Genomic DNA, 20,286 nt, shown 5'->3' on the forward strand with positions numbered 1-20,286 from the left:
ATATATATATAAGTTTAATTTGTATTAGCTTAAGTGCACTCTTGTTTTTTGTTTGTTAATTCTATAAGCTCGAGGGAAATGATAAATGTTTAATTATATTTTTGGTCTATTTTCATACGATATGGGTATAGACCTTGGGACAGCTTCAGTTTTGGTATACATAAAAGGTAAGAACGTTGTTTTAAAAGAACCTTCAGTAGTTGCTATGGATAAAGAAACAAAACGAGTTTTAGCTATTGGTATTGATGCAAAGAAGATGTTAGGTAAAACTCCTGCAAATATTGTTGCTGTAAGGCCTCTTAGAAATGGTGTTATAGCAGATTTTGCAGCTACAGAAAAAATGATTAGATATTTTATAAAAAAAGTGCATAATAAGAGAGCTTTTCTTCATCCAAGAGTAGTTATAGGTGTACCTTCTGGGATAACAGAAGTTGAAAGAAGAGCTGTGAGGGAGTCTGCAGAGCAAGCAGGAGCAAGAGAGGTATATCTTATAGATGAACCTATGGCAGCAGCAATTGGGGCGGGAATTCCTATTCAAGATCCTGAAGGCACTATGATAGTAGATATTGGTGGAGGCACAACGGAAGTTGCTGTTATTTCTTTAGGTGGTATGGTAGTAGCAAAATCTTTAGATGTTGCCGGCGATAAAATGGATGAAGCAATTGTTCAATATTTTAGACGCAAATATAATCTTGCAATTGGAGAAAATTCTGCAGAATCAGTAAAAATGCAGATAGGTTCAGTTTTTCCTTTGGATCAAGAAATAACCATGGATGTAAAGGGGAGAGATTTATTAACAGGCCTTCCTAAAACTGTAACAATGTCGTCTGAAGAAGTTAGAATAGCTTTAGAGGATCCAATAAGAAAAATCGTAGAAGTAGTAAAAAGTGTTTTAGAAGAAACTCCTGCAGAGCTTTCTGCAGATATTGTAGATAAGGGCATAATACTCAGTGGTGGTGGCTCTTTGGTAAAAGGATTACCTGAGTTGTTATCTCAAGAGACGGAACTTCCTGTAAATCGGGCAGACGACCCTGTTACTTGTGTAGTCAGGGGAACAGGTGCGTATTTAGAAGAGCTTGATAATATAAAAAAATCTAAGAAAAAAAATATATAAAATTTTTAGACTTTTATAAATGAAATGAGTCTATATAAAAAATCAAGATATGAAAATATTGTTTTTATAGTATTAATACTAATATGCTTTATTTTTATGTGTGGTAGATTTTTTGTTAGTATAAACTGTATAAAACACTTCATTTATTACATAGCCTATCCTAACTTAAGTGCAGCTGATAATATTTTAAAATTTTCTGGTAACTTTGCCAATAATATTGAGTCTTTAATTTCTCTACATCAAGACAATATATCTTACAAACAAAAGAATCAAGAATTAACAGACAAACTTCGCAATTATGAATTAATAAATCATGAATATGAGAGCTTGTTAAAACTCTTCAAATTAGACAAAGTTGATAATACTAAATCTGTCTATGCTAGAATTGTGGTAAGAGAGCCTAGCTTGTGGTATCAAAGTTTTATAATAGATAAAGGTTCAGATGATGGTCTTTATAATGAACTTCCTGTTGCTGTTTTTAATAAGACAAAAAATGCTTTGTATGCAATGGGGACTATAGTTGAAACTTATAAAAATTCATCTAAAGTTGCTTTAATAACAAACTCAGAATCTATTTTGCCTGTAGAAATTAAAAACAAAGGTATAAATTGTTTGGTTGAAGGCTTCGATTCGTGTTTAGTCAAAGTAACTTATATTCCTCTAAATGTTGATGTTAAGCCCGGAGATGAGCTTGTTGTTAGTAATTTAAGTTCAATTTTTAATTACGGTATTCCTGTGGGTGTTATTAGAGGTATTGTTCAAGAACCGTACATGGATTTTCAGACTGCCACTGCAGAAGTTTTTTTTGATATGGTTTCTTCAAATATAGCAATTGTTTTAGTGCCTTCGGAGCAAAAACAATGAGAAAATTAATACTTTACTTTCTTATATACATAATTTTTTGTTTGATACAGTTTTTCTTTAGCCAATACTTAAATAGTTTTAGAATTTTCCCGAATTTTATTTTAGTTTGTGTTGTTTGTATAGGTTTTATAAAAGGATCTTTTAATGCGCAACTTGTTGGTTTTTTGTTTGGTCTTACTTGGGATATTTTTTCCACAGATGTTTTTGCAACAAGGGCGCTGCTATTTACAATATTAGGTTACTTATCAGGAAAATTAAATAGAAAGTTTGACATTATCAATACTTTTTTTCAGTGTGTTATTGTTTTTCTTGCAAATATAGTTTATGATTTAGGCTTATATCTTATTAATTGCATTATAATTCAAGATTTCAAAGATACTCTTACATTTAAAAATATTTCAAATATTTTTACTACAACAATTGTAACCCCTTTTGTTTTTTATGTTTTGCGGCGCGTCTTAAAAGGAATATAGATGGTATGGCAAAAGAAAGATAAGTTTTCATATGAAATTTTTCTTGCTAAACACAAGGTAATCCTTGTGTTTTTTATGTTTCTGTTCCTGTCTCTGTCATTACGTCTTTTTTATTTGCAAATTATAAATGGTAGTAAATATAAAAATATTTCAGAATATCAAAAAATTCATAATACTAAAGAATGTGCCAAGAGAGGTATTATATATTCAGCTGATGGGCAAATACTTGCAGAAAGTAAAAATTCCTATGCTGTATTGTATTATCCTTGTCCAGGAAATCAAAAGCCTTCAGAACAAATTTTATTGGAATTGAGTAAAATTTTGCAAAAAGAAATTAAACCTTCCAATAGTCTTTTTTCTAAATATGGAAGAAAAGTTATGGTTCTTGTAGAAAATTTAACTCTTAATGAGGTATTTAAAATTCAAGAGAAGAAGTTTAAACTAAAGGGAATTACTATAACAAAAGCCTCTAAACGTTTGTATCATTTTTCTAAAGAAACTAGCCATGTTATAGGTTATATAAGCCAAATACAAGCAAATGAAATGAAACATTTATCTGGAGCAGGTTATAAGTTAGGCGACTATATCGGTAGAGGTGGCATAGAACAGTATTATGATGAATATCTTCAAGGGAAAGATGGTGGTTGGCAAATAGAAGTAAACTCTAAAGGTGATAAAGTAAGGATGATAAAATATGTTCCACCTGAGACTGGTAATAGTATTTATTCTACTATAGATTTGAAACTTCAATATTGTGCATATAATGCTTTAAAAAATAGTGATACAGGTAAAGGTGCTGTTGTTGTTTTGGACGTAAAAAGTGGGAATGTAAAAGCTTTAGTTTCATGTCCTGGCTTTGACTCAAACAAAGTATTAAATAACAGAATCTGTGAGTATATAAAAGATGGTAAGTTGCCACTGTTTAATAGAGCACTGCAAGCTTTATACCCACCAGGCTCCACGTTTAAATTTGTTACTTTTGCAGCTGCAATGGATTTGTTAGATATTAATCCTTATGAGACTATAGATTGTAAAGGCAAATTTGAGTTAGGTGATAGAATATATGTCTGTTATCATAAAACTGCTCACGGCAGATTGAATTTAATTTCAGCAATGGCAGTTTCGTGTAATGTTTATTTTTATAATTTAGGTTTAAAATTAGGTATAAGAAACTTAGAAGTGTATACTAGAAAATTTTTGTTTGGACAAAAGACAGGGATAGATTTGCCAAACGAAAAACAAGGTTTTATACCAACCCCGGAATGGAAAAAATCAAAATTTAAAGTTCCTTGGTTGCAAGGTGACACATTAATTTTTACAATAGGACAGGGTGCTATTTGCGTAACACCTCTACAAATGGCACACATTATGGCTACTATTGCAAAAAGAGGATTTATTTGTAAACCTTATGTAGTTGATAAGATTGTAGATTTAAACGGTAACGAAATTTACAAACATGAAAATTCTCAAATTAAAGATCGTATAGAACTTTCTAATAGGACTTGGGAATTTTTACATAAATCTCTTTTAGAAGTTGTTGAAAATGGAACAGCAAGAAGATGCAAAATCCCAGGTATAAAAATATCTGGCAAAACAGGTACTGCGCAAAATCCACACAAAAAGGATCATTCTTGGTTTATTTCATACGCTCCATCAGATAATCCAGAAATTGCAGTAGCAGTTATTGTTGAACATGGTGGCAGTGGAGGATTAAACGCTGTGCCGATAGCAAAAAGAATATACGAGACTTATTTTGGAATTAGTGCAAGTCCAGTTTTAGATTAATAAAAGCAGCCCTCTTTAAAGCGTATAATTGCTATAAATCTTTTGACAAAGCAAGGCAAAAAGCAAGGTTTATATCGTATGTTTTACCTTGCAGAAGCGCCAAAAATAGCACTGTAAGGTTTAGACAGGACCAAATATAAATAGGAATAAGAAAATGGTTCAAGAAAAAAATCTTTTAGAGCGTTTAATTTCTAGTATAGATGTATGGCTTGTTCTTGCTGTTTTTATGCTGATTTCTATAAGTTTTTTCGCTATATACTCTGCAAGTTTTGCTTATGGCTTATCATTTAGATACATTTTTGTGCAAGCTGTTGCTGTCGGCATCGGTCTAGTGTGTTTTTTGTTTCTCACAAGTTTTAATTATCAATATTATAAACATTTTAGTAAAGTTGTTTATATTTTATCTTTAATGCTTTTGGCAGCTGTTCTTGTGTTTGGTTCTTTTAAAAGAGGCACAAAAGGATGGTTTGATTTTGGTTTTATTTCTTTTCAACCAGTAGAAATTACAAAAATAATGTTTGTTTTAGTGTTATCTGCATTTTTAGATATTAGGGTAAAAATGTCAAAAACACTTCCTTTTTTGATTAGTGTATTTGCGATACTTATGGGACATTTAATTCTTATAATGATGCAACCAGATTTTTCTTCTACGCTTTCATATTTTCCTGTAACTCTAGTTTTACTTTTTGTTGTAGGAGCAAATCCTTTTTATCTTTTTTGCATAGTTGTTTTTGGAGGTTTAGTTGTAGGAATTCCTCTTTTAGACACATTTGTAAATTTACAACTTAAATTTATACAAGATGGAACATTTTTTGCTAAGCTAGCCATATTTTTAAAGAATGATAAAAATGTTATATGTATAATTTTTTCAATTTTAGTTTTTATTATAGGGATTTGGCGTTTTTTATGGAAGTTAAAAATTGAAATTCCTATTGTATATCCGGTTATTCTATGCTTAGCTATATCGTTAGGATCTTTAGCATCTATTCCTGTAGAAAAATCACTAAAAGATTATCAAAGAAAAAGATTAATAGTTTTTTTAAATCCAAATGTAGACCCTAAAGGAGCAGGGTATAATATAATACAATCTAAAATAGCTATAGGTTCAGGAAAGATTTTAGGTAAAGGTTTTAAAAAAGGCACCCAAACTCAACTTGGCTTTCTGCCAGAGCAACACACAGATTTTATATTTTCTGTTATAGGTGAAGAAGGTGGCTGGTTAGTATCTCAAGCCACGATCATAATTTATTTTATCTTTATTTGGCGAGCTTTGGTGATAGCTAAAGAGTCTAGGGATAGATACGGGTCTTTGATTGCTATTGGAATTGCTACTATGTTTGCCTTTTATGTTGTTATAAACATAGGTATGGTTATGGGCATGATGCCTGTAACAGGAATGCCGTTACCCTTGCTATCTTATGGAGGGTCTTCAATACTTTCTTCTTTATGCGCAATAGGTGTTTTATGTTCTATAAATATGAGAAGGTATATGTATTATTAAACTAATTTTGCCTTTTCTAAAAATGAAGTTATTCTCTAGACAAATGCATATTAATTTACATAGAACCTGACTTGACCAGTAAAAGCTGAAAAGAAAGGAATTATTCATAAAAAAGAAAGATAAGGGGAACCTTAAAATTGATTTGTTTAAATTTGTATATAAATTTACAAATTAAAATATTTGCAAAAAAGAAAAAAAAGATATAAAATTTGCCCCATGAAGTTACAATATAATAAGGAGATATAATATGAGAAAGATTTCGTTTTTAGCAGCATTGTCGTTGTTTTTGAGTTTTGGTTTGGTATCTTGTTCAAGCAATAAAGGAGAACAAGCTCAGGAACCATCTCAAGAAGCAGTTGAAGAACAAGTTGTAGAAGTAGAGACAAGCACTTCTCAGGCAGCAGGGACAGCGACAGAAACATCAAATGTTCAATCTGCAGAATAAAAATTTTAAATCATTGTTTAAAGAAGGCCACTTAAAAAATAAAAGCGGCCTTCTTTTTGTTTGACAAAAATATATAGTTATTATAGAATAATACACTAATTCAGGCATTATATAAAGAAGCCGTCCCGGCTCACCTTCACCAAGCTAATGTTTCAAAGGGAAAAGGTTGAATAATATTTAGTTTACATTTTACGGGGCGGATAATATCTTGCCCTGATTTTTTTATCAAAACTGTCTGTAGTTCGGGTTTTTAGAAAGTTCTAAATATACTACAAAGAGACAAGAGGGGGAATCGTCGAAAACAAAAAATTTCGTATAAACCAATTTATTAGAGTCCCAGAAGTAAGACTCATTGACTCTGATGGAACCATGTTAGGAATAGTTAAAACAGTTGAGGCTTTGTCCAAGGCTCAATCTTTAGATCTAGATCTTGTTGAGATTTCTCCGCAGGCAAGTCCGCCTGTGTGCAAAATAGTTAATTTTTCTAAATTTAAGTATGATATGGAAAAAAAAGATAAAGAAGCAAAAAAGAGACAAAAAATTTCTCAAATAAAAGAAGTTAGAATAAGACCTCATATAGGGGAACATGACCTAGAAGTAAAGATTAAACATGCCAGAAGTTTTGTAGAGGATGGAAATAAGGTCCAAATTACAGCAATGTTTTCTGGTAGAGAAATGCAGCATAAAGATTTAGGTATTAAAGTGATGAATAAAATCAAAGAATCTTTGTTTGATATAGCAGAAGCAGAAGGTAGAACTTCTTCTATGGGTACAAGAATATTTTTGACACTGGGCCCAAAGAAGAAAGTAAAGTAAAGTAAAGTAAAGTAAAGTAAAGTAAAGTAAAGACTAAAATAATATTATTAGTTTTTAACAGTTATAGAATAGCTGTTTAAAGCAATGGAGAAAGTAATGCCTAAAATGAAGACGCATAGCGGCGCAAAAAAACGTTTTAAAATTATAGGGAAAGGTAAAGCCAAGTATAAAAAACCTGGCCAGAGACATCTTTTAACAGGCGACTCTGGAAACCAAAACAGAAAATCAAGAAAAGCTGTGCTCGTATCAGAATCAGATATGAAGATTATAAAAAAGGTTATGCCTTATAATTTTTGATAGTATTCCTACACAATCCAAGGAGATTTTAAATGCGTACTAAAAGTGCTGTATATACAAGACAAAAAAAGAAAAAAATATTTAGATTAGCAAAAGGTTCTTATGCTACAAAGAAAAACCGTTGGAGAATGGCTATTCAACAAGTAGAAAGATCTCTTGCATATGCTTATGTAGGAAGAAAAGACAATAAAGCTAATTTCGGAACGCTTTGGATAGTTCGTTTAAATGCTGCAGTAAGACAAGAAGGTATGTCTTATAATAGGTTTATGTCAGGTCTTAAAAAGGCTAATGTAGCTTTAGATAGAAAAGTACTTGCAGAAATAGCAGTAAATGACAGTCCTACATTTAAAAAACTAGTAGAAATTGCAAAGTCAGCATAGTATAAATAATGAAGTATTCTCCAGCAAAAACATTGATACTGTTTTTTATTGGACTTATAGCAGTAGGCATGGTTCTTTTATCTTTACCTGCTACCTCTAATTCTGTGGTGGGACACTCTTTTTTTAATAATTTATTTACTTGTGTTTCTGCTGTTTGTGTTACAGGTCTTTCAATTGTAAATATTGGAGAATATTACTCTAAATTCGGGCAGATAATTATATTGCTTTTAGTACAAATTAGTGGAATGGGCTATATGTTTGTCTCCACTGTTTTAACTTTGTTGTTAGGCAAGATTGCATTGAAAGATAGACGGATAATGCAAGAAATGTTTGAAGTTTCTTCTTTTAACGGCCTAAAGAAGCTTTTATTAAAGGCTGTGCTTTTTGTTTTGGGGATAGAATTTATAGGAGCTGTATCTTTAACAGTAGTTTTTTTAAGAGATTTCTCTTTTTTAAAGTCAGTATACCTAGGAATATTTTATTCAGTAATGGCTTTTTGTAATGCAGGATTTAGTGTTTTTAACAATAGTATGACATCTTTTTCGCAAAATCCTATAGTACTCTATATTATTTCTATTCTTATACTACTTGGGGGGCTAGGCTTTTTTGTTATAGTAGATATTTATGATTATTATAAAGAAAAGAGATTGCATTTATCTATACATACAAAAGTTGTACTTTTTATGTCTTTAATTATTACTGTTTGTGCTTTTATTGTATTTTTGTTTTCAAAGGCAGCAGGCGGACACGGAATTTTTTATTTAATCAACAATTCTTTTTTTGAAGCAATCAGTTCTAGAACGGCTGGATTTTGCAGCGTGCCAGTAAACTTATTTAACGAGTTTACAGAGTCTGTTATAATACTGCTCATGTCTATAGGTGCAGCTCCTGGCAGTACCGCCGGTGGTGTAAAGGTTACTACACTTGCTCTCGTATTTATATTTGTAAAAAGTGTTCTTGTTGGTGATGAAGACTATGTTTTATTTAAAAGGAGTATTCCTTTTGACTTAATAAAAAAGGCATTGGTAATTTTTATTATATTTTTTGCTTTAATATTTTTGTTTTCTGCAGTTGTTATTTTACATGAAGATAATTTAAGACCAATTGCTGTTGTTTTTGAGGTAGTTTCAGCGTTAGCTACAGTCGGTATGTCTTTGGGTATTACAGAAGAGTTGTCGTTAGCAAGTAAAATTTATATTATTATTGCTATGCTTGTAGGCAGGATAGGCATACTTACGTTATTTATACTCATGTTAGAACCTGGTTGTAAAAAGAAAAATGTAAAGTATCCAGAGGGAAGGATTTTAGTTGGATAAAGAGGTCCTGATGAAAAGTAAGCAATTTGCCGTTATTGGGCTAGGTACTTTTGGATATAATGTTGCAATAGATCTTGCAAACAAGGGTATTCAAGTTTTAGCTATTGATATTAATATAGAGATAGTTAACAGAATAAGTCAATTGGTCACACAAGCTTTAGTTGTAGATGCAACAGATGAAAAGGCCATGTTAGAAGCAGGTGTTGCAGATTGTGACAGTGTAGTAATATCTATAGGGGAAAGTATAGAAACAAGCATTTTAGCGACATTAATAGTTAAAGAACTTGGGATTAAGAATGTTATTGTTAAGTCTGCAAGTAACTGGCATTCAAAGGTTGCTGTAAAACTTGGAGCAAGTACTGTTGTCTATCCAGAACTTGAAATGGCAAAAAAACTTGTAGAAAGCATAGTAACGCCAAATATTTTAGAACAAATAAAGCTTTCTAAAGATTATAATTTGGCTGAGTTGGTAGCTCCAAAATCTATGTGTGGCAAAACTATAAAAGATTCAAATATAAGAACCAATTACGGTATAAATATTATTGCTATACGAAAGAGAGTGCCCATAATTAACGATGATGGTCAAAGTGATATAAAAGAGGAAGTTAATATGGTACCTGGGCCCTCTGACGAAATCAATCAAAACGATGTTTTATTTGTTGTTGGATCAGAAAAATCTTTAGCAAAAATAAAAAAGGAGGGGGCTCTCTAAAAACTATAAGGATGTGTGCTAGCTTTTTTACAGAGACCCGTATAATGGATGAACACAGAAAATTTAAAGACAAATCTTCCTTTGGAAGCAACTTATATGGAACTTGGTAAATTTTATTTTTTAAACAATAAGTATGATGAAGCAGTTTCGGAATTTAAAAAGGTTTTAGAAATAAATCCTGCAAATGCAGAAGCCTATTATAATATAGGACTTATTAAAGAAAGTTCTAATTTAATAGATGATGCAAAAGAGATGTACTCAAAAGCTTTATCAATTAATTCTGAGTACAAGATAGTAAAAGATAGGCTCGATAAACTTATTGGCATAGAAAATAAGAGTTAAAGACTCTCTCTAAAACCCTTACTGTGCCTTTTTCGCCACTGTTGCGTTAAAAACTTGTGCTTATGCACGATAGTTCTGCATTTTTGCCATGCATTACCAAAAATTCACAAGAATTATACGCAAGTTTTTAGAGAAATCCTTAAAATGAGGTTTGTAGATGAACAATATTGAATCAATTATTAAAGAAGCTATTTTACAAATAAAAGAAGCGGATTTAAAAGCTATTGAAAGTATAAAAGTTAAATATTCAGGCAAAAGTGGAGTTTTAACTCAAATTTTAAAATCTTTATCTAATTGTTCTGTTGATGATAAAAAAAGAATAGGACAAGAAGCTAATAAAGCAAAAAATATTATAGAAACTGAAATAGAACTAAGAAAAGAAGCATTAAAAAAAGAAATATTAGAAGAAAAAATGCAAAAAGAAAAGCTCGATTATTCAAACAAATTTTATTTCCCTTTTACTAAAGGCAGTTTTCATCCTATAATACAAACGATACAAGATATTAGTTCTGTTTTTAAATCGCTTGGTTTTTCTATAGCGCAAGGGCCTGAAATAGAAACAAATTGGTACAACTTTGAAGCTTTAAACATCCCTCAGAATCATCCTGCAAGAGATGTCCAAGATACTTTCTATCTTGTCGGCATGAAAGAACTTCTTAGGACGCATACTTCTCCAGGCCAAATTCATGTTATGGAAACCCAAAAACCACCTATAAGAGTAATTGTTCCAGGTAAAGTTTATAGGAATGAAGCTTCAGATGCAACACATTCGGCAACTTTTCACCAAGTTGAAGGTCTATCTGTAGACGAAAATATAACTTTTGTTGACTTAAAAGCAGTTTTGTCAGACTTTACACACGAATTTTTTGGCACAGATGTAGACATACGTTTTAGGCCGTCGTATTTTCAATTTACAGAACCGTCAGCTGAAGTTGACATGCAATGTATTTTTTGTAAAGGTAAAGGTTGCAGGATATGTAAAAATTCTGGTTGGATAGAGCTGTTAGGTTGTGGGATGGTACATCCGAATGTTTTAAAAGCTGTTAATTATGATAGTGAAAAATATACAGGGTACGCTTTTGGAATTGGTGTTGAAAGAATAGCTATGTTTAAGTATGGTATAGATGACATACGTTTATTTTATGAAAATGATTTAAGATTTTTAAAGCAATTTTAATATATATTTTTTGGAGTTTTATATGCTAGATTTAAATAATAAAGTTGCTCTTATAACGGGAGTGAATAATCCTCAGGGAATAGGAGCCAGCACTGCAAATAGTTTAGCAAAAGCAGGTGCAAAAGTTGTTTGTGTTTATAAGAAGTTGAAATTCCATTTTAATGAAAATGAAACTAGAGAGAATGGTTTTAATAAATATCATAAGGCTTTATCATGTGATGCAGCTGAAGTTGAAGAGCAAATAAAGCAATTTACTAATAATTACTTGATTATTGAAAGAGACAGTGTAGAAAAAGATAATATAACTGATATATTTAACATTATAGAGCAACGTTTTGGCAATGTTGAAATTTTTGTAAACAATGCAGCCATGTGTAGTGAAAATGACACAATATTTTATCCATTAATGACAAGACGATAGATGAAATAGTTAATGTTAACGTAAAAGCAGTCTTTCTTATGACGCAAGAGTTTGTAAAAAGAAGTAATGGTTACGGAAGAGTTATAAATTTAAGTACAGATTCAGCGCAAATTTTTGCTGGCCAAATTGCTTATGGAGCAAGTAAATCTGCTGTAGAAGCATTGAAATGGAGGTTGGCAAATTAGGTATAACAGTTAATACAGTTGCGCCAGGGCCAACTCAAACAGGATGGATAGATAAAGATCTTGAAAAGTCCGTTTTGCCTTTAATTCCAACAGGTAAACTTATACAACTACAAGACATAGGAGACGTCATTTTGTTTTTAGCGTCACAGCAAGGCGCGCAAGTTACAGGTCAAGTTATAAAAGTTTCTGGTGGCCATGCTCTTTAAAAGGGATAAAAAATGAAAGTATCATATAATTTACTTAAAAGTTTTGTAAGTTTTGATTTAGAACCTATGGAATTTGCTTGGGCACTCACTTCTATAGGAATAGAAACATCTGTTATTTCAAATACATGTAACTGGCCAAATGTGGTTACTGCCAAAATTTTAGATATAAACAAGCATCCTCAAGCTGATAAACTTTCTTTGTGTAAAGTAAGTGACGGCACAAAAGAGTATACTATAGTGTGTGGAGCAAAAAATATATCTGTAGGGCAAGTTGTCCCTCTTGCAAAAGTAGGAGCAGTACTGCCTAATAATTTCCAGATAAAAAAATCTAAAATTAGAGGCATAGAGTCTGAAGGAATGCTATGCTCCAAAAAAAAACTTGGGATTAGCAAAGAATCAGAAGGTATTTACATTCTTGATGATAAAACAAAAATAGGTAGTACTTTAGAAAGCGTTTTAGGTGATTCAGACTCTATTTTTGATATAGAGATAACTCCAAACCGCGGAGATGTTTTAAGTCATCTTGGAGTGGCAAGAGAAATTGGTGCAAAACTTAAAAAGATTGTTACAATCCCTAAAATAAAGACTTTTAATGTTTCAGGCTTAAATTGTGTCCAAGTAAAGTCTAACTTATGTTTGCGTTATATAGGAGGTGTAATTTCTGATATTAAAGTTGGAGAGTCCCCTAAGTGGATTAAAGATATTTTAGAAAAAAGTGGTATTAGGTCAATTAACAATATTGTTGATATAACAAATTATGTTATGCTAGAGTTAGGGCAACCTCTACACGCTTTTGATTTAGAAAAGTTATCTTCTAAAAATATTGTTGTAAGAGCTGCAAACGAGTCTGAAAAAATTACAGCTTTAGATGGCAAAGAGTATAGTCTTTCTTCTGATATGCTTGTTATAGCAGACGATAAACAACCTGTTGCAATTGCTGGTGTAATGGGAGGTCAATATTCTGGAATTGACGTAAGTACACAGACAGTATTTTTAGAAAGTGCTATTTTTGACAGTGTATCTATAAGAAAGACTTCAAGGAAATTAAATTTATCTAGTGATTCCTCTTATCGGTTTGAAAGAGGTTTAAGTTGGGACATAGCCGAAACAGCTTTTTGGAGAGCTGTAAATCTTATATCTGATATTGCTGGCGGCAAAATTGAAGCACGAGAGGATCTTCAAAATGTTAAACGCGAAAAAACGAGTATAGCTTTAAGAATTAATAGGGTTTTTAAAGTTTTAGGCTACAAAATAAATGAAGATGAAATAATAGAAATTTTAAGATACTTAGGCATAGATTTAGAGTCAAAAGGAGAGATTATATTTTGCACGGTTCCATCGTGGCGTAACGATATAAAAGAAGAAGTAGACCTTGTTGAAGAAATTGTAAGAATTAAAGGCTACGATACTATTCCTTTACAAAGGAAACAGGCAACTTATTCGTCAACTTTAAACGAATCTTTTATTGGTAAGACTGTAGAAAATTTTAGAGTTAAATTAAACGGACTTGGGTTTAACGAAGCTTTAAATTGTAGTTTTTGCGAAATTAAGGAACTAGAAAAGTTTGGTTTACAATACTCATATAAAATCATGAATCCTGTATCTAAAGAAAACGAAGTTCTAAGGCCGTCTTTACTTCCAGGACTTTATAAAAATTTGATGTTAAATATTAGCCAATGTGCAGAATCAGTTACTTTATTTGAATTTGGGAAAGTTTTTAATGAATTAGGTGAGAAAAAAAACTTTTCATTAATTGCTTATGGCAGAGTGTGGCAAGAATGGTGGAAATGGGAAGAGCAAAAAATCAGTCCAAAATATGATTTCTATTTTGGAGGCGGTGTAATAAAAAATATTTTATCAGAAGATTTTGTGATTGTTCAAAATTTAACTCCTGCAAAATATTATCATATAGGCAAAACAGCAAGCATAATATACAGAGGTCAAGTTATTGGCCAGTTTGGTATTTTAAGTCCATCTATAAATGAAGATCTAAAAGACGAAATTTTTTACTGTCAAATGGATATAGATACTATAGAAAAAGATAAAAATTCAAAAGTTATACGATATAAAAGTTTCTCAAAACTTCCTTTAGTAAGGAGAGATATTTCTGTAATTGCAGATAAAAGATTACCTTTTAATGAAATAGAAAGTATTATAAAAGGTGTTATGAAATCTAACGGCATTTTAAGAAACTACTCTTTGTTTTCTGTTTATACAGATGAAACAAAAATCGGCAAGGGTAAAATAAGTTATTCACTTAGGTTATTATATAGAGACGATAACAAAACTTTAACGGATGCAGAAGTTAATAAAGACATGATACATCTTTTAGAAAAATTAGATAAAAACCTGCAAGTCAAACTTAGGGACTAAACTTACATCAAAAAAACAATCCCGTGAATTCAGCTATTCACGGGATTGTTTTTTTGAAACCTGACTTGACCTTTTGGGTTCCCCCCCCCCCCCCTTCCTCCTTTTTTTCGTTAAAGCGGTCAAGTCAGGTTAGAAGAAAGTGTTCCTGATGCTCTAGAATGCCTATCGACAAAATGTGCACGTCCAGAAGCAGAAGTATTTGCAGAAGCATTGGGTTTTCTGAAAGTAGCACTACTTAGCCTGAGGCTGGCTTGAGTTTTGTGCGCTTGTAGCTATAGGCGCGCAAAATGTGGCTGTACAAAAAACAAAAAAGATGAAAGAGTCCAAACAGGGTTGTAGATAAGTCATACCAATCTCCTTTTTGAATGTTTTTTTGCCGTTAATAGTCACAAACGGCATAGCCAAAATATTGAAATAAAAATATTTATGGAATTTTGTTTGATGTTTTGATACGAAATAGTTAAAAATTGATTTAATAGAGAAGAGAGGAATCTCTTAAACAGCAAGGAAAATCTTGTAACATAGACAGCTCCTTATAAAAAGCTACAATTGAATTGTATATAAAAAGAAATGATTTCACAGGGGCTCTCTATACCCCTCCCTCAGGAACCCTTATACGGACTTGACCTTGCGGAGATAATGCGCTAAAATCTCCGCATAAAATGCGGAGATAAAATGTATATCTATCAAAATCCAAAATGGCCAAATTTTATATGGAATAAAGAACTAATTGCCAAATTGCTTGTTAAAGTTAAATCGAGGCAAGCATACCTCTTAGGCAAAATGGATTCTTTGGGATTTGATATTAAAGAAAAAGCTTTTCTTAATACCATAACAGAAGATATTATAAAATCAAATGAAATAGAGGGGGAATTTTTAAATACGCAACAGGTCCGTTCATCAATAGCTAGAAAACTTGGAATAAAGATTGAATCTAACATCAATATTGATCGCAATGTTGAAGGTGTTGTTGAAATGACGCTAGACGCAATGCAAAACTATAATAAACCTATTACAGAAAATCGTTTATTTGGTTGGCAGTCCTCAATGTTCCCCGGAGGGTTTAGTGGTTTATATAAAATTAAAACTGGGTCATATAGAGATGATAACAAAGGTCCTATGCAAGTAGTATCCGGTGCAGTGGGCAGACAAAAAGTTCATTATCAAGCGCCTTGTGCAAATGTTTTAAAGAAGGAAATGAGAAATTTAATTGTATATATAAATAACAAAAGAGAGGGTATAGATTTAATCTTAAAGTCTGCAATTGCTCATTTGTGGTTTGTTTCTATACATCCATTTGAAGATGGCAATGGTAGAATCGCAAGAACTTTAAGCGATATGTTGCTTGCAAGAAGCCAAAATTCTTCAGAAAGATTTTATTCTATGTCGTCCCAAATAAAAAAAGCAAGAAAATCATATTATAAAGTATTAGAAATTACGCAAAAATCATCATTAGATATTACGGTTTGGATTCAATGGTTTTTAGAAAATTTAATTTTGGCTATAGACTCTTCGCAAATTTTGTTGAAATCTGTTTTAGAAAAAACTGAGTTTTGGAAGAGGCATAAGGCTCAATTACTAAATGAGCGTCAAATAAAAATGCTTAATAAAATGTTTGATGATTTTAAAGGAGATCTTACAACGTCAAAATGGGCAAAAATAACAAAATCATCTCAAGATACTGCAACAAGGGATATAGCAGGTTTGATAAGAAAAGGAATATTAGTTAAAAAAGGTTCTGCCCGCTCAACTCACTATGTAATACAGGATTTTTGTGATTTTAAAGAAACTCTATAAATCTAAACTAAAACTTACATAAACAAAAACAATCCCGTGAATAGATTGAGTTCACATGATTGCTTTTGTTTTTGAAATAGTATTATTTAGTAGTAAGAAAGAGTTGTCCTATGAGGATTCGAACTTAAATCGTTTATATAGTGTCCAGGTTAATATTTTATAAATAGTATAATATTTATTAAAAGGAATAAAAAGAAAAGTAATTGTGAAAGAGTAAGAAGTTGTCTAAAAAAGATAAAAAAAGGTTAAAATAAAGTAAAAAGAATAAATAAATTAAGTATAATAAGAAGAAAAGAAGTATTATTAAATTAGTTATATATTTGAAGAAAAGATAGTTTTAATATTGTTGAAGTTGTAATTAGGGTAAGATATGAAAAGGGTAAAAGTACTTATTTTAAGAACAGCGGGCACAAATTGTGATTTAGAAACTCAAAGTGCATTTGAACTTTGTGGGGCAGCTGTTGAGCGGCTTCATATAAACTTTTTAACAAATAATAAAGATAAGATTTTAAATTACGATATTTTAGCTTTTCCAGGAGGCTTTTCGTATGGGGATGACATAGCCTCTGGGAAAATACTTGCTAATGAGGTTAAAAATAAGCTTGGAGATCAAGTTAAAAAATTTGCTTTAAGTGAGAGACCAATTATTGGTATATGTAATGGGTTTCAAGTCTTAGCTAAAATGGGTCTTCTCCCAGAACCTAAACTTTTTGAGCAAGTATCTACACTTTTTTATAATGATTCAGATAAATTTGAATGTCGTTGGGTTTATTTAAAAATGGAAGAAAAATCAAATTGTATTTGGACAAAAAACATTGCATCAATTATAAGCTTGCCTATAGCGCACGGCGAGGGGAAGTTTATTCCCAAAGATAAAAAACTTCTTGAAATATTGAATAAAAATAATCAAGTTGTGTTTAGATACTCTACAAAAGATGGCAAAGAGGCAAGTTATCCATTATGTCCAAATGGTTCAATTGAAAATATAGCTGGAATCTGCAATAAAAAAGGCAATGTTTTTGGTCTTATGCCTCATCCTGAAAGATATGTTTTATCATTACAACATCCTTGTAGAGAAGGACTTGATGGTGAATACGGTTGGGGAAAAATTATTTTCCAAAATGCAGTTAATGCTGTAAAATCATAATGAAGATGGCATTGATATTAGGTAAACTCAGTGTTCAGTAATAAATAGGCAGTAAAAAAAGAGAGGTTGTATTATTAAATGATACATTAAAATTGTTTAATAAAAGGGAATTTTAACGATGAATTATATAAGTTTAATTGAAAAGTACAGAAAATATTTACCGATAAATGAAAAGACCCCAATTGTGTCTCTTTGTGAAGGGAACACACCGTTAATACAGGCAAAAAATTTGGCTAAAGAAATTGGATTTAAAGGTCAAATATATTTTAAGTTTGAAGGTCTAAATCCAACAGGGTCTTTTAAAGATAGAGGCATGACGATGGCTGTGTCTAAAGCTGTTGAAAGTGGCAGTAAGGCAATTATTTGTGCTTCTACTGGTAACACTTCTGCTTCTGCTTCTGCATATGCAGCAAGGGCCGGCATAAAATGTGTAGTGTTAATTCCTGAGGGAAAAATTGCTTTGGGCAAACTTTCTCAGGCTCTTATGCATGGCGCTGAAGTTTTGGAAATAGATGGAAACTTTGATAAAGCTCTAAACATTGTAAAAGAGTTAAGTACTAAATACCCTATTACTCTAGTTAATTCAGTAAACCCTTTTAGGATAGAAGGCCAGAAAACAGCTTCTTATGAAATATGTGAAAGTTTAGATAAAGCCCCAGAATACCAATTCATGCCTGTAGGCAATGCAGGCAATATTACAGCTTACTGGAAAGGTTACAAAGAGTTAAATAATGAGAATCCTAAAAAGTATGGCCTCCCTAAAATGATGGGGTTTCAAGCTGCAGGAGCAGCTCCAATAGTGGAAGGGCGTCCTGTTTTACAACCAGAAACAGTAGCTACTGCTATAAGGATAGGTAATCCTGCTTCTTGGAAAACTGCAGAATTTGCTCGCGACGAATCTAAAGGGGTTATAGATAAAGTTACCGATGAAGAAATTCTGTTTGCTTATAGGCTTGTAGCTAAAAGAGAAGGTGTTTTTTGTGAGCCAGCTTCAGCAGCACCTATAGCTGGTCTTATAAAATATGTAAAGAAGGGATACTTTAAAGATGTGCAAAATTTACAAGTAGTATGCATACTTACAGGGCATGGTTTAAAAGATCCTGGTAATGCGATTGTTAATACCCAAAAGCCCAAAAAAGTTAAGTCAGACATAAATGAAGTCGTAAAGGCTATAGGGTTTTAATTTTGTGAAAATTGAACTTATTTGTACAGGCAGTGAACTCTTAAACGGAACAATAAATACTAATGCTGGTTTTATTGGTTCTAAACTTTGCAGTATAGGTCAGGAGTTATGCTTAATAACAGAGGTCAGTGATAAAAAAGAGGATTTAAAGAAAGTTTTTAACAGCGCTATATCTAGAAGCAACATTATTATTATTACAGGAGGGCTTGGCCCCACATTTGATGATATAACGGTTGAAAGTGTGGCAGAATGTTTAAATATTCCAGTCTATAATGATGAAAGAGTTTTAGAAAATATAAAAAAGTATTTTTTAAAAAGAGGAAAAGTATTTCCTGAAGTTAATAAAAAACAAGCAAATATTATTAAATCTGCCAAAATCTTAGAAAATAGATTTGGTACAGCTCCTGGTCAGATGTTACATTTTGACTTTAAAGATAATGATAAAAGTGTTAGAAAAACTTTGTTCTTGTTGCCTGGTCCTCCTAGAGAAATGCAAGGGATTTTTAACGATAACGTAGAACCATTTTTAAAAAGTTATTCTGTAGGCATAAGAAAATGTGCTTGTATAGGTGTTTTTGGGCTTGCAGAGTCTGAAATTGAAGAACTTATAAAACCTGTTATAGATGGAGCAAGGTTTGGCTATGATAGTGCAGTTGATTTTGGTATTTTAGCTAACGATTCTTTTGTGAAGATTAAATTTTCTGTTTCAGGACGGGACGAGATTTTTATAGATGAAATTATAAATAAATTGAAGTCAGGTTTTTCTAATATTTTAAAAGATAATATTTTTGGTTTTGAAGATGATACTTTAGCGTCTGTAGTCGGGAGATTGCTAATTGCAAAGAAAAAAACTATTTCGCTTGCAGAATCTTGTACAGGAGGAAAAATAGCTTCTGCAATTACTGATATTCCAGGAAGCTCTTTATATTTAAAAAGTGCTATGGTAGTATATTCTAATGAGTCAAAAATAAAGTTGTTAGGTGTAAAAGAAGACACCATCAGTAATTTTGGAGCTGTAAGTGAGCAAACTGCTAAAGAGATGGCAGAGGCAGTTTTAAGACTTTCAAATACAGACTATGCATTATCAGTGACAGGTATTGCAGGCCCTGGAGGGGCTAAGAAAGATAAACCGGTAGGACTTGTATATATTGGACTTTCTAGTAAAAGAAGAACAGAAATTTTTAAGTTTGTTTTTAGTGGTCAAAGAGAACAAATAAGAAGGTATGCTGTAAACACAAGTTTGGATTTGCTTAGGAGACGGTTAACTAAATTAGGGGTTTTAGATAGGTCCTCAGATAGGAATTGAGATGGTTAAAGAAACTTCTTGTGGGGCAATAGTATATAAAATAAAAAGTGCTAGTCCTGTTTTTCTACTTGTAAAATCTGTTAAGGGGAATAGGTGGGGTTTGCCTAAAGGGCACATGGAAAACAGCGAAACAGAAAAAGAAACTGCTATTAGAGAAATTTTTGAAGAAACAGGAATAAAGCAACTTCAATTTGATGACACTTTTAGGCAAGAAGATATTTATATAATAGATAATGAAGAAACAGAGAAATTGGGATACAAAATAGAAAAACATGTAATATATTTTCTTGCTCTTTCAACTGGCCAGGAAGTTGTAGAGTATGATAGAAGTGAAATATCGGAAAGTAAGTGGGTAAATTTTCAAGAAGCAAAGAAATTACTTTTATTTCATAATTCAAAAGAGATTTTAAGTTTAGCCTATAAAAAAATTACAGGAGGTAATTAAT

The 20,286-nt window shown here is 31.7% G+C and carries 20 protein-coding genes and 1 pseudogene; all 21 read left to right on the forward strand.

The window, feature by feature from the left end:
- Positions 1-85 precede the first annotated feature (85 nt).
- The gene (locus LBD57_RS02190) at positions 86-1,114 is read left to right on the forward strand and encodes a rod shape-determining protein (RefSeq protein WP_373469708.1); all 1,029 of its coding nucleotides are present in this window, start codon (positions 86-88) and stop codon (positions 1,112-1,114) included.
- 24 nt (positions 1,115-1,138) lie between these two features.
- Entirely contained in the window at positions 1,139-1,978 is an 840-nt protein-coding gene (gene mreC / locus LBD57_RS02195) for a rod shape-determining protein MreC (RefSeq protein ID WP_373469709.1), read from the forward strand.
- Entirely contained in the window at positions 1,975-2,451 is a 477-nt protein-coding gene (gene mreD / locus LBD57_RS02200) for a rod shape-determining protein MreD (RefSeq protein ID WP_373469710.1), read from the forward strand. The genes mreC and mreD overlap by 4 nt, the downstream gene beginning before the upstream one ends.
- A complete protein-coding gene (mrdA, locus tag LBD57_RS02205) occupies positions 2,452-4,236 on the forward strand; it encodes a penicillin-binding protein 2 (RefSeq protein ID WP_373469711.1) in 1,785 nt (594 codons plus the stop codon). It begins immediately after the preceding gene.
- A gap of 154 nt (positions 4,237-4,390) precedes the next feature.
- Complete coding sequence (rodA, locus tag LBD57_RS02210) at positions 4,391-5,737, forward strand: rod shape-determining protein RodA (RefSeq protein WP_373469712.1); 1,347 nt, start codon at positions 4,391-4,393, stop codon at positions 5,735-5,737.
- Positions 5,738-5,984: 247 nt separating this feature from the next.
- The gene (locus LBD57_RS02215) at positions 5,985-6,182 is read left to right on the forward strand and encodes a hypothetical protein (RefSeq protein ID WP_373469713.1); all 198 of its coding nucleotides are present in this window, start codon (positions 5,985-5,987) and stop codon (positions 6,180-6,182) included.
- Between the two features lie 291 nt (positions 6,183-6,473).
- Positions 6,474-6,998, forward strand: a complete 525-nt coding sequence (infC, locus tag LBD57_RS02220; RefSeq protein WP_373469761.1) for a translation initiation factor IF-3 — start codon at positions 6,474-6,476, stop codon at positions 6,996-6,998.
- 96 nt (positions 6,999-7,094) lie between these two features.
- Positions 7,095-7,295: a 50S ribosomal protein L35 gene (gene rpmI, locus LBD57_RS02225; RefSeq protein ID WP_373469714.1), complete on the forward strand. Its 201-nt coding sequence runs from the start codon at positions 7,095-7,097 to the stop codon at positions 7,293-7,295.
- A gap of 32 nt (positions 7,296-7,327) precedes the next feature.
- Positions 7,328-7,675, forward strand: coding sequence for a 50S ribosomal protein L20 (rplT, locus tag LBD57_RS02230; RefSeq protein ID WP_373469715.1), 348 nt, complete (start codon positions 7,328-7,330; stop codon positions 7,673-7,675).
- A gap of 8 nt (positions 7,676-7,683) precedes the next feature.
- A complete protein-coding gene (locus LBD57_RS02235; protein WP_373469716.1) occupies positions 7,684-8,991 on the forward strand; it encodes a TrkH family potassium uptake protein in 1,308 nt (435 codons plus the stop codon).
- Between the two features lie 10 nt (positions 8,992-9,001).
- Complete coding sequence (locus LBD57_RS02240; RefSeq protein ID WP_373469717.1) at positions 9,002-9,703, forward strand: TrkA family potassium uptake protein; 702 nt, start codon at positions 9,002-9,004, stop codon at positions 9,701-9,703.
- A gap of 48 nt (positions 9,704-9,751) precedes the next feature.
- On the forward strand, positions 9,752-10,045 hold the full coding sequence (locus tag LBD57_RS02245) for a tetratricopeptide repeat protein (RefSeq protein ID WP_373469718.1): 294 nt from the start codon (positions 9,752-9,754) through the stop codon (positions 10,043-10,045).
- A gap of 157 nt (positions 10,046-10,202) precedes the next feature.
- Positions 10,203-11,222 carry a phenylalanine--tRNA ligase subunit alpha gene (gene pheS, locus LBD57_RS02250; protein WP_373469719.1) on the forward strand — a complete coding sequence of 340 codons (1,020 nt, stop codon included), beginning with the start codon at positions 10,203-10,205 and terminating at the stop codon, positions 11,220-11,222.
- 22 nt (positions 11,223-11,244) lie between these two features.
- Positions 11,245-11,643, forward strand: a complete 399-nt coding sequence (locus LBD57_RS02255; protein ID WP_373469720.1) for a hypothetical protein — start codon at positions 11,245-11,247, stop codon at positions 11,641-11,643.
- Positions 11,644-11,648: 5 nt separating this feature from the next.
- A pseudogene (locus tag LBD57_RS02260) lies at positions 11,649-12,034 on the forward strand (SDR family NAD(P)-dependent oxidoreductase).
- A 12-nt stretch (positions 12,035-12,046) separates the two neighbouring features.
- Positions 12,047-14,407 (forward strand): phenylalanine--tRNA ligase subunit beta, encoded by a 2,361-nt coding sequence (gene pheT / locus LBD57_RS02265; RefSeq protein ID WP_373469721.1) that lies wholly within the window; start codon positions 12,047-12,049, stop codon positions 14,405-14,407.
- Between the two features lie 675 nt (positions 14,408-15,082).
- Entirely contained in the window at positions 15,083-16,204 is a 1,122-nt protein-coding gene (locus LBD57_RS02270; protein WP_373469722.1) for a Fic family protein, read from the forward strand.
- A gap of 370 nt (positions 16,205-16,574) precedes the next feature.
- Entirely contained in the window at positions 16,575-17,351 is a 777-nt protein-coding gene (gene purQ, locus LBD57_RS02275; protein WP_373469723.1) for a phosphoribosylformylglycinamidine synthase I, read from the forward strand.
- 118 nt (positions 17,352-17,469) lie between these two features.
- Entirely contained in the window at positions 17,470-18,534 is a 1,065-nt protein-coding gene (gene thrC, locus LBD57_RS02280) for a threonine synthase (RefSeq protein ID WP_373469724.1), read from the forward strand.
- A 4-nt stretch (positions 18,535-18,538) separates the two neighbouring features.
- Positions 18,539-19,840 (forward strand): competence/damage-inducible protein A, encoded by a 1,302-nt coding sequence (locus LBD57_RS02285; protein WP_373469725.1) that lies wholly within the window; start codon positions 18,539-18,541, stop codon positions 19,838-19,840.
- A 1-nt stretch (position 19,841) separates the two neighbouring features.
- On the forward strand, positions 19,842-20,285 hold the full coding sequence (locus LBD57_RS02290) for a bis(5'-nucleosyl)-tetraphosphatase (RefSeq protein ID WP_373469726.1): 444 nt from the start codon (positions 19,842-19,844) through the stop codon (positions 20,283-20,285).
- Position 20,286: the final 1 nt, after the last annotated feature.

It is taken from the genome of Candidatus Endomicrobiellum cubanum (assembly GCF_031278955.1).
In the GTDB taxonomy this organism is placed as follows: domain Bacteria; phylum Elusimicrobiota; class Endomicrobiia; order Endomicrobiales; family Endomicrobiaceae; genus Endomicrobiellum; species Endomicrobiellum cubanum.

Excerpts from the sequence above, each read along its gene's own strand:
- LBD57_RS02240 (WP_373469717.1), top strand. The coding sequence starts at position 9,002 with ATGAAAAGTAAGCAATTTGCCGTTATTGGGCTAGGTACTTTTGGATAT.
- LBD57_RS02190 (WP_373469708.1), top strand. The coding sequence starts at position 86 with ATGTTTAATTATATTTTTGGTCTATTTTCATACGATATGGGTATAGAC.
- LBD57_RS02215 (WP_373469713.1), top strand. The coding sequence starts at position 5,985 with ATGAGAAAGATTTCGTTTTTAGCAGCATTGTCGTTGTTTTTGAGTTTT.
- mreC (WP_373469709.1), top strand. The coding sequence starts at position 1,139 with ATGAGTCTATATAAAAAATCAAGATATGAAAATATTGTTTTTATAGTA.
- LBD57_RS02270 (WP_373469722.1), top strand. The coding sequence starts at position 15,083 with ATGTATATCTATCAAAATCCAAAATGGCCAAATTTTATATGGAATAAA.
- purQ (WP_373469723.1), top strand. The coding sequence starts at position 16,575 with ATGAAAAGGGTAAAAGTACTTATTTTAAGAACAGCGGGCACAAATTGT.
- rodA (WP_373469712.1), top strand. The coding sequence starts at position 4,391 with ATGGTTCAAGAAAAAAATCTTTTAGAGCGTTTAATTTCTAGTATAGAT.
- LBD57_RS02235 (WP_373469716.1), top strand. The coding sequence starts at position 7,684 with ATGAAGTATTCTCCAGCAAAAACATTGATACTGTTTTTTATTGGACTT.
- mreD (WP_373469710.1), top strand. The coding sequence starts at position 1,975 with ATGAGAAAATTAATACTTTACTTTCTTATATACATAATTTTTTGTTTG.
- rplT (WP_373469715.1), top strand. The coding sequence starts at position 7,328 with ATGCGTACTAAAAGTGCTGTATATACAAGACAAAAAAAGAAAAAAATA.
- LBD57_RS02290 (WP_373469726.1), top strand. The coding sequence starts at position 19,842 with ATGGTTAAAGAAACTTCTTGTGGGGCAATAGTATATAAAATAAAAAGT.
- LBD57_RS02255 (WP_373469720.1), top strand. The coding sequence starts at position 11,245 with ATGCTAGATTTAAATAATAAAGTTGCTCTTATAACGGGAGTGAATAAT.
- mrdA (WP_373469711.1), top strand. The coding sequence starts at position 2,452 with ATGGTATGGCAAAAGAAAGATAAGTTTTCATATGAAATTTTTCTTGCT.
- rpmI (WP_373469714.1), top strand. The coding sequence starts at position 7,095 with ATGCCTAAAATGAAGACGCATAGCGGCGCAAAAAAACGTTTTAAAATT.
- LBD57_RS02245 (WP_373469718.1), top strand. The coding sequence starts at position 9,752 with ATGAACACAGAAAATTTAAAGACAAATCTTCCTTTGGAAGCAACTTAT.
- pheS (WP_373469719.1), top strand. The coding sequence starts at position 10,203 with ATGAACAATATTGAATCAATTATTAAAGAAGCTATTTTACAAATAAAA.
- thrC (WP_373469724.1), top strand. The coding sequence starts at position 17,470 with ATGAATTATATAAGTTTAATTGAAAAGTACAGAAAATATTTACCGATA.
- pheT (WP_373469721.1), top strand. The coding sequence starts at position 12,047 with ATGAAAGTATCATATAATTTACTTAAAAGTTTTGTAAGTTTTGATTTA.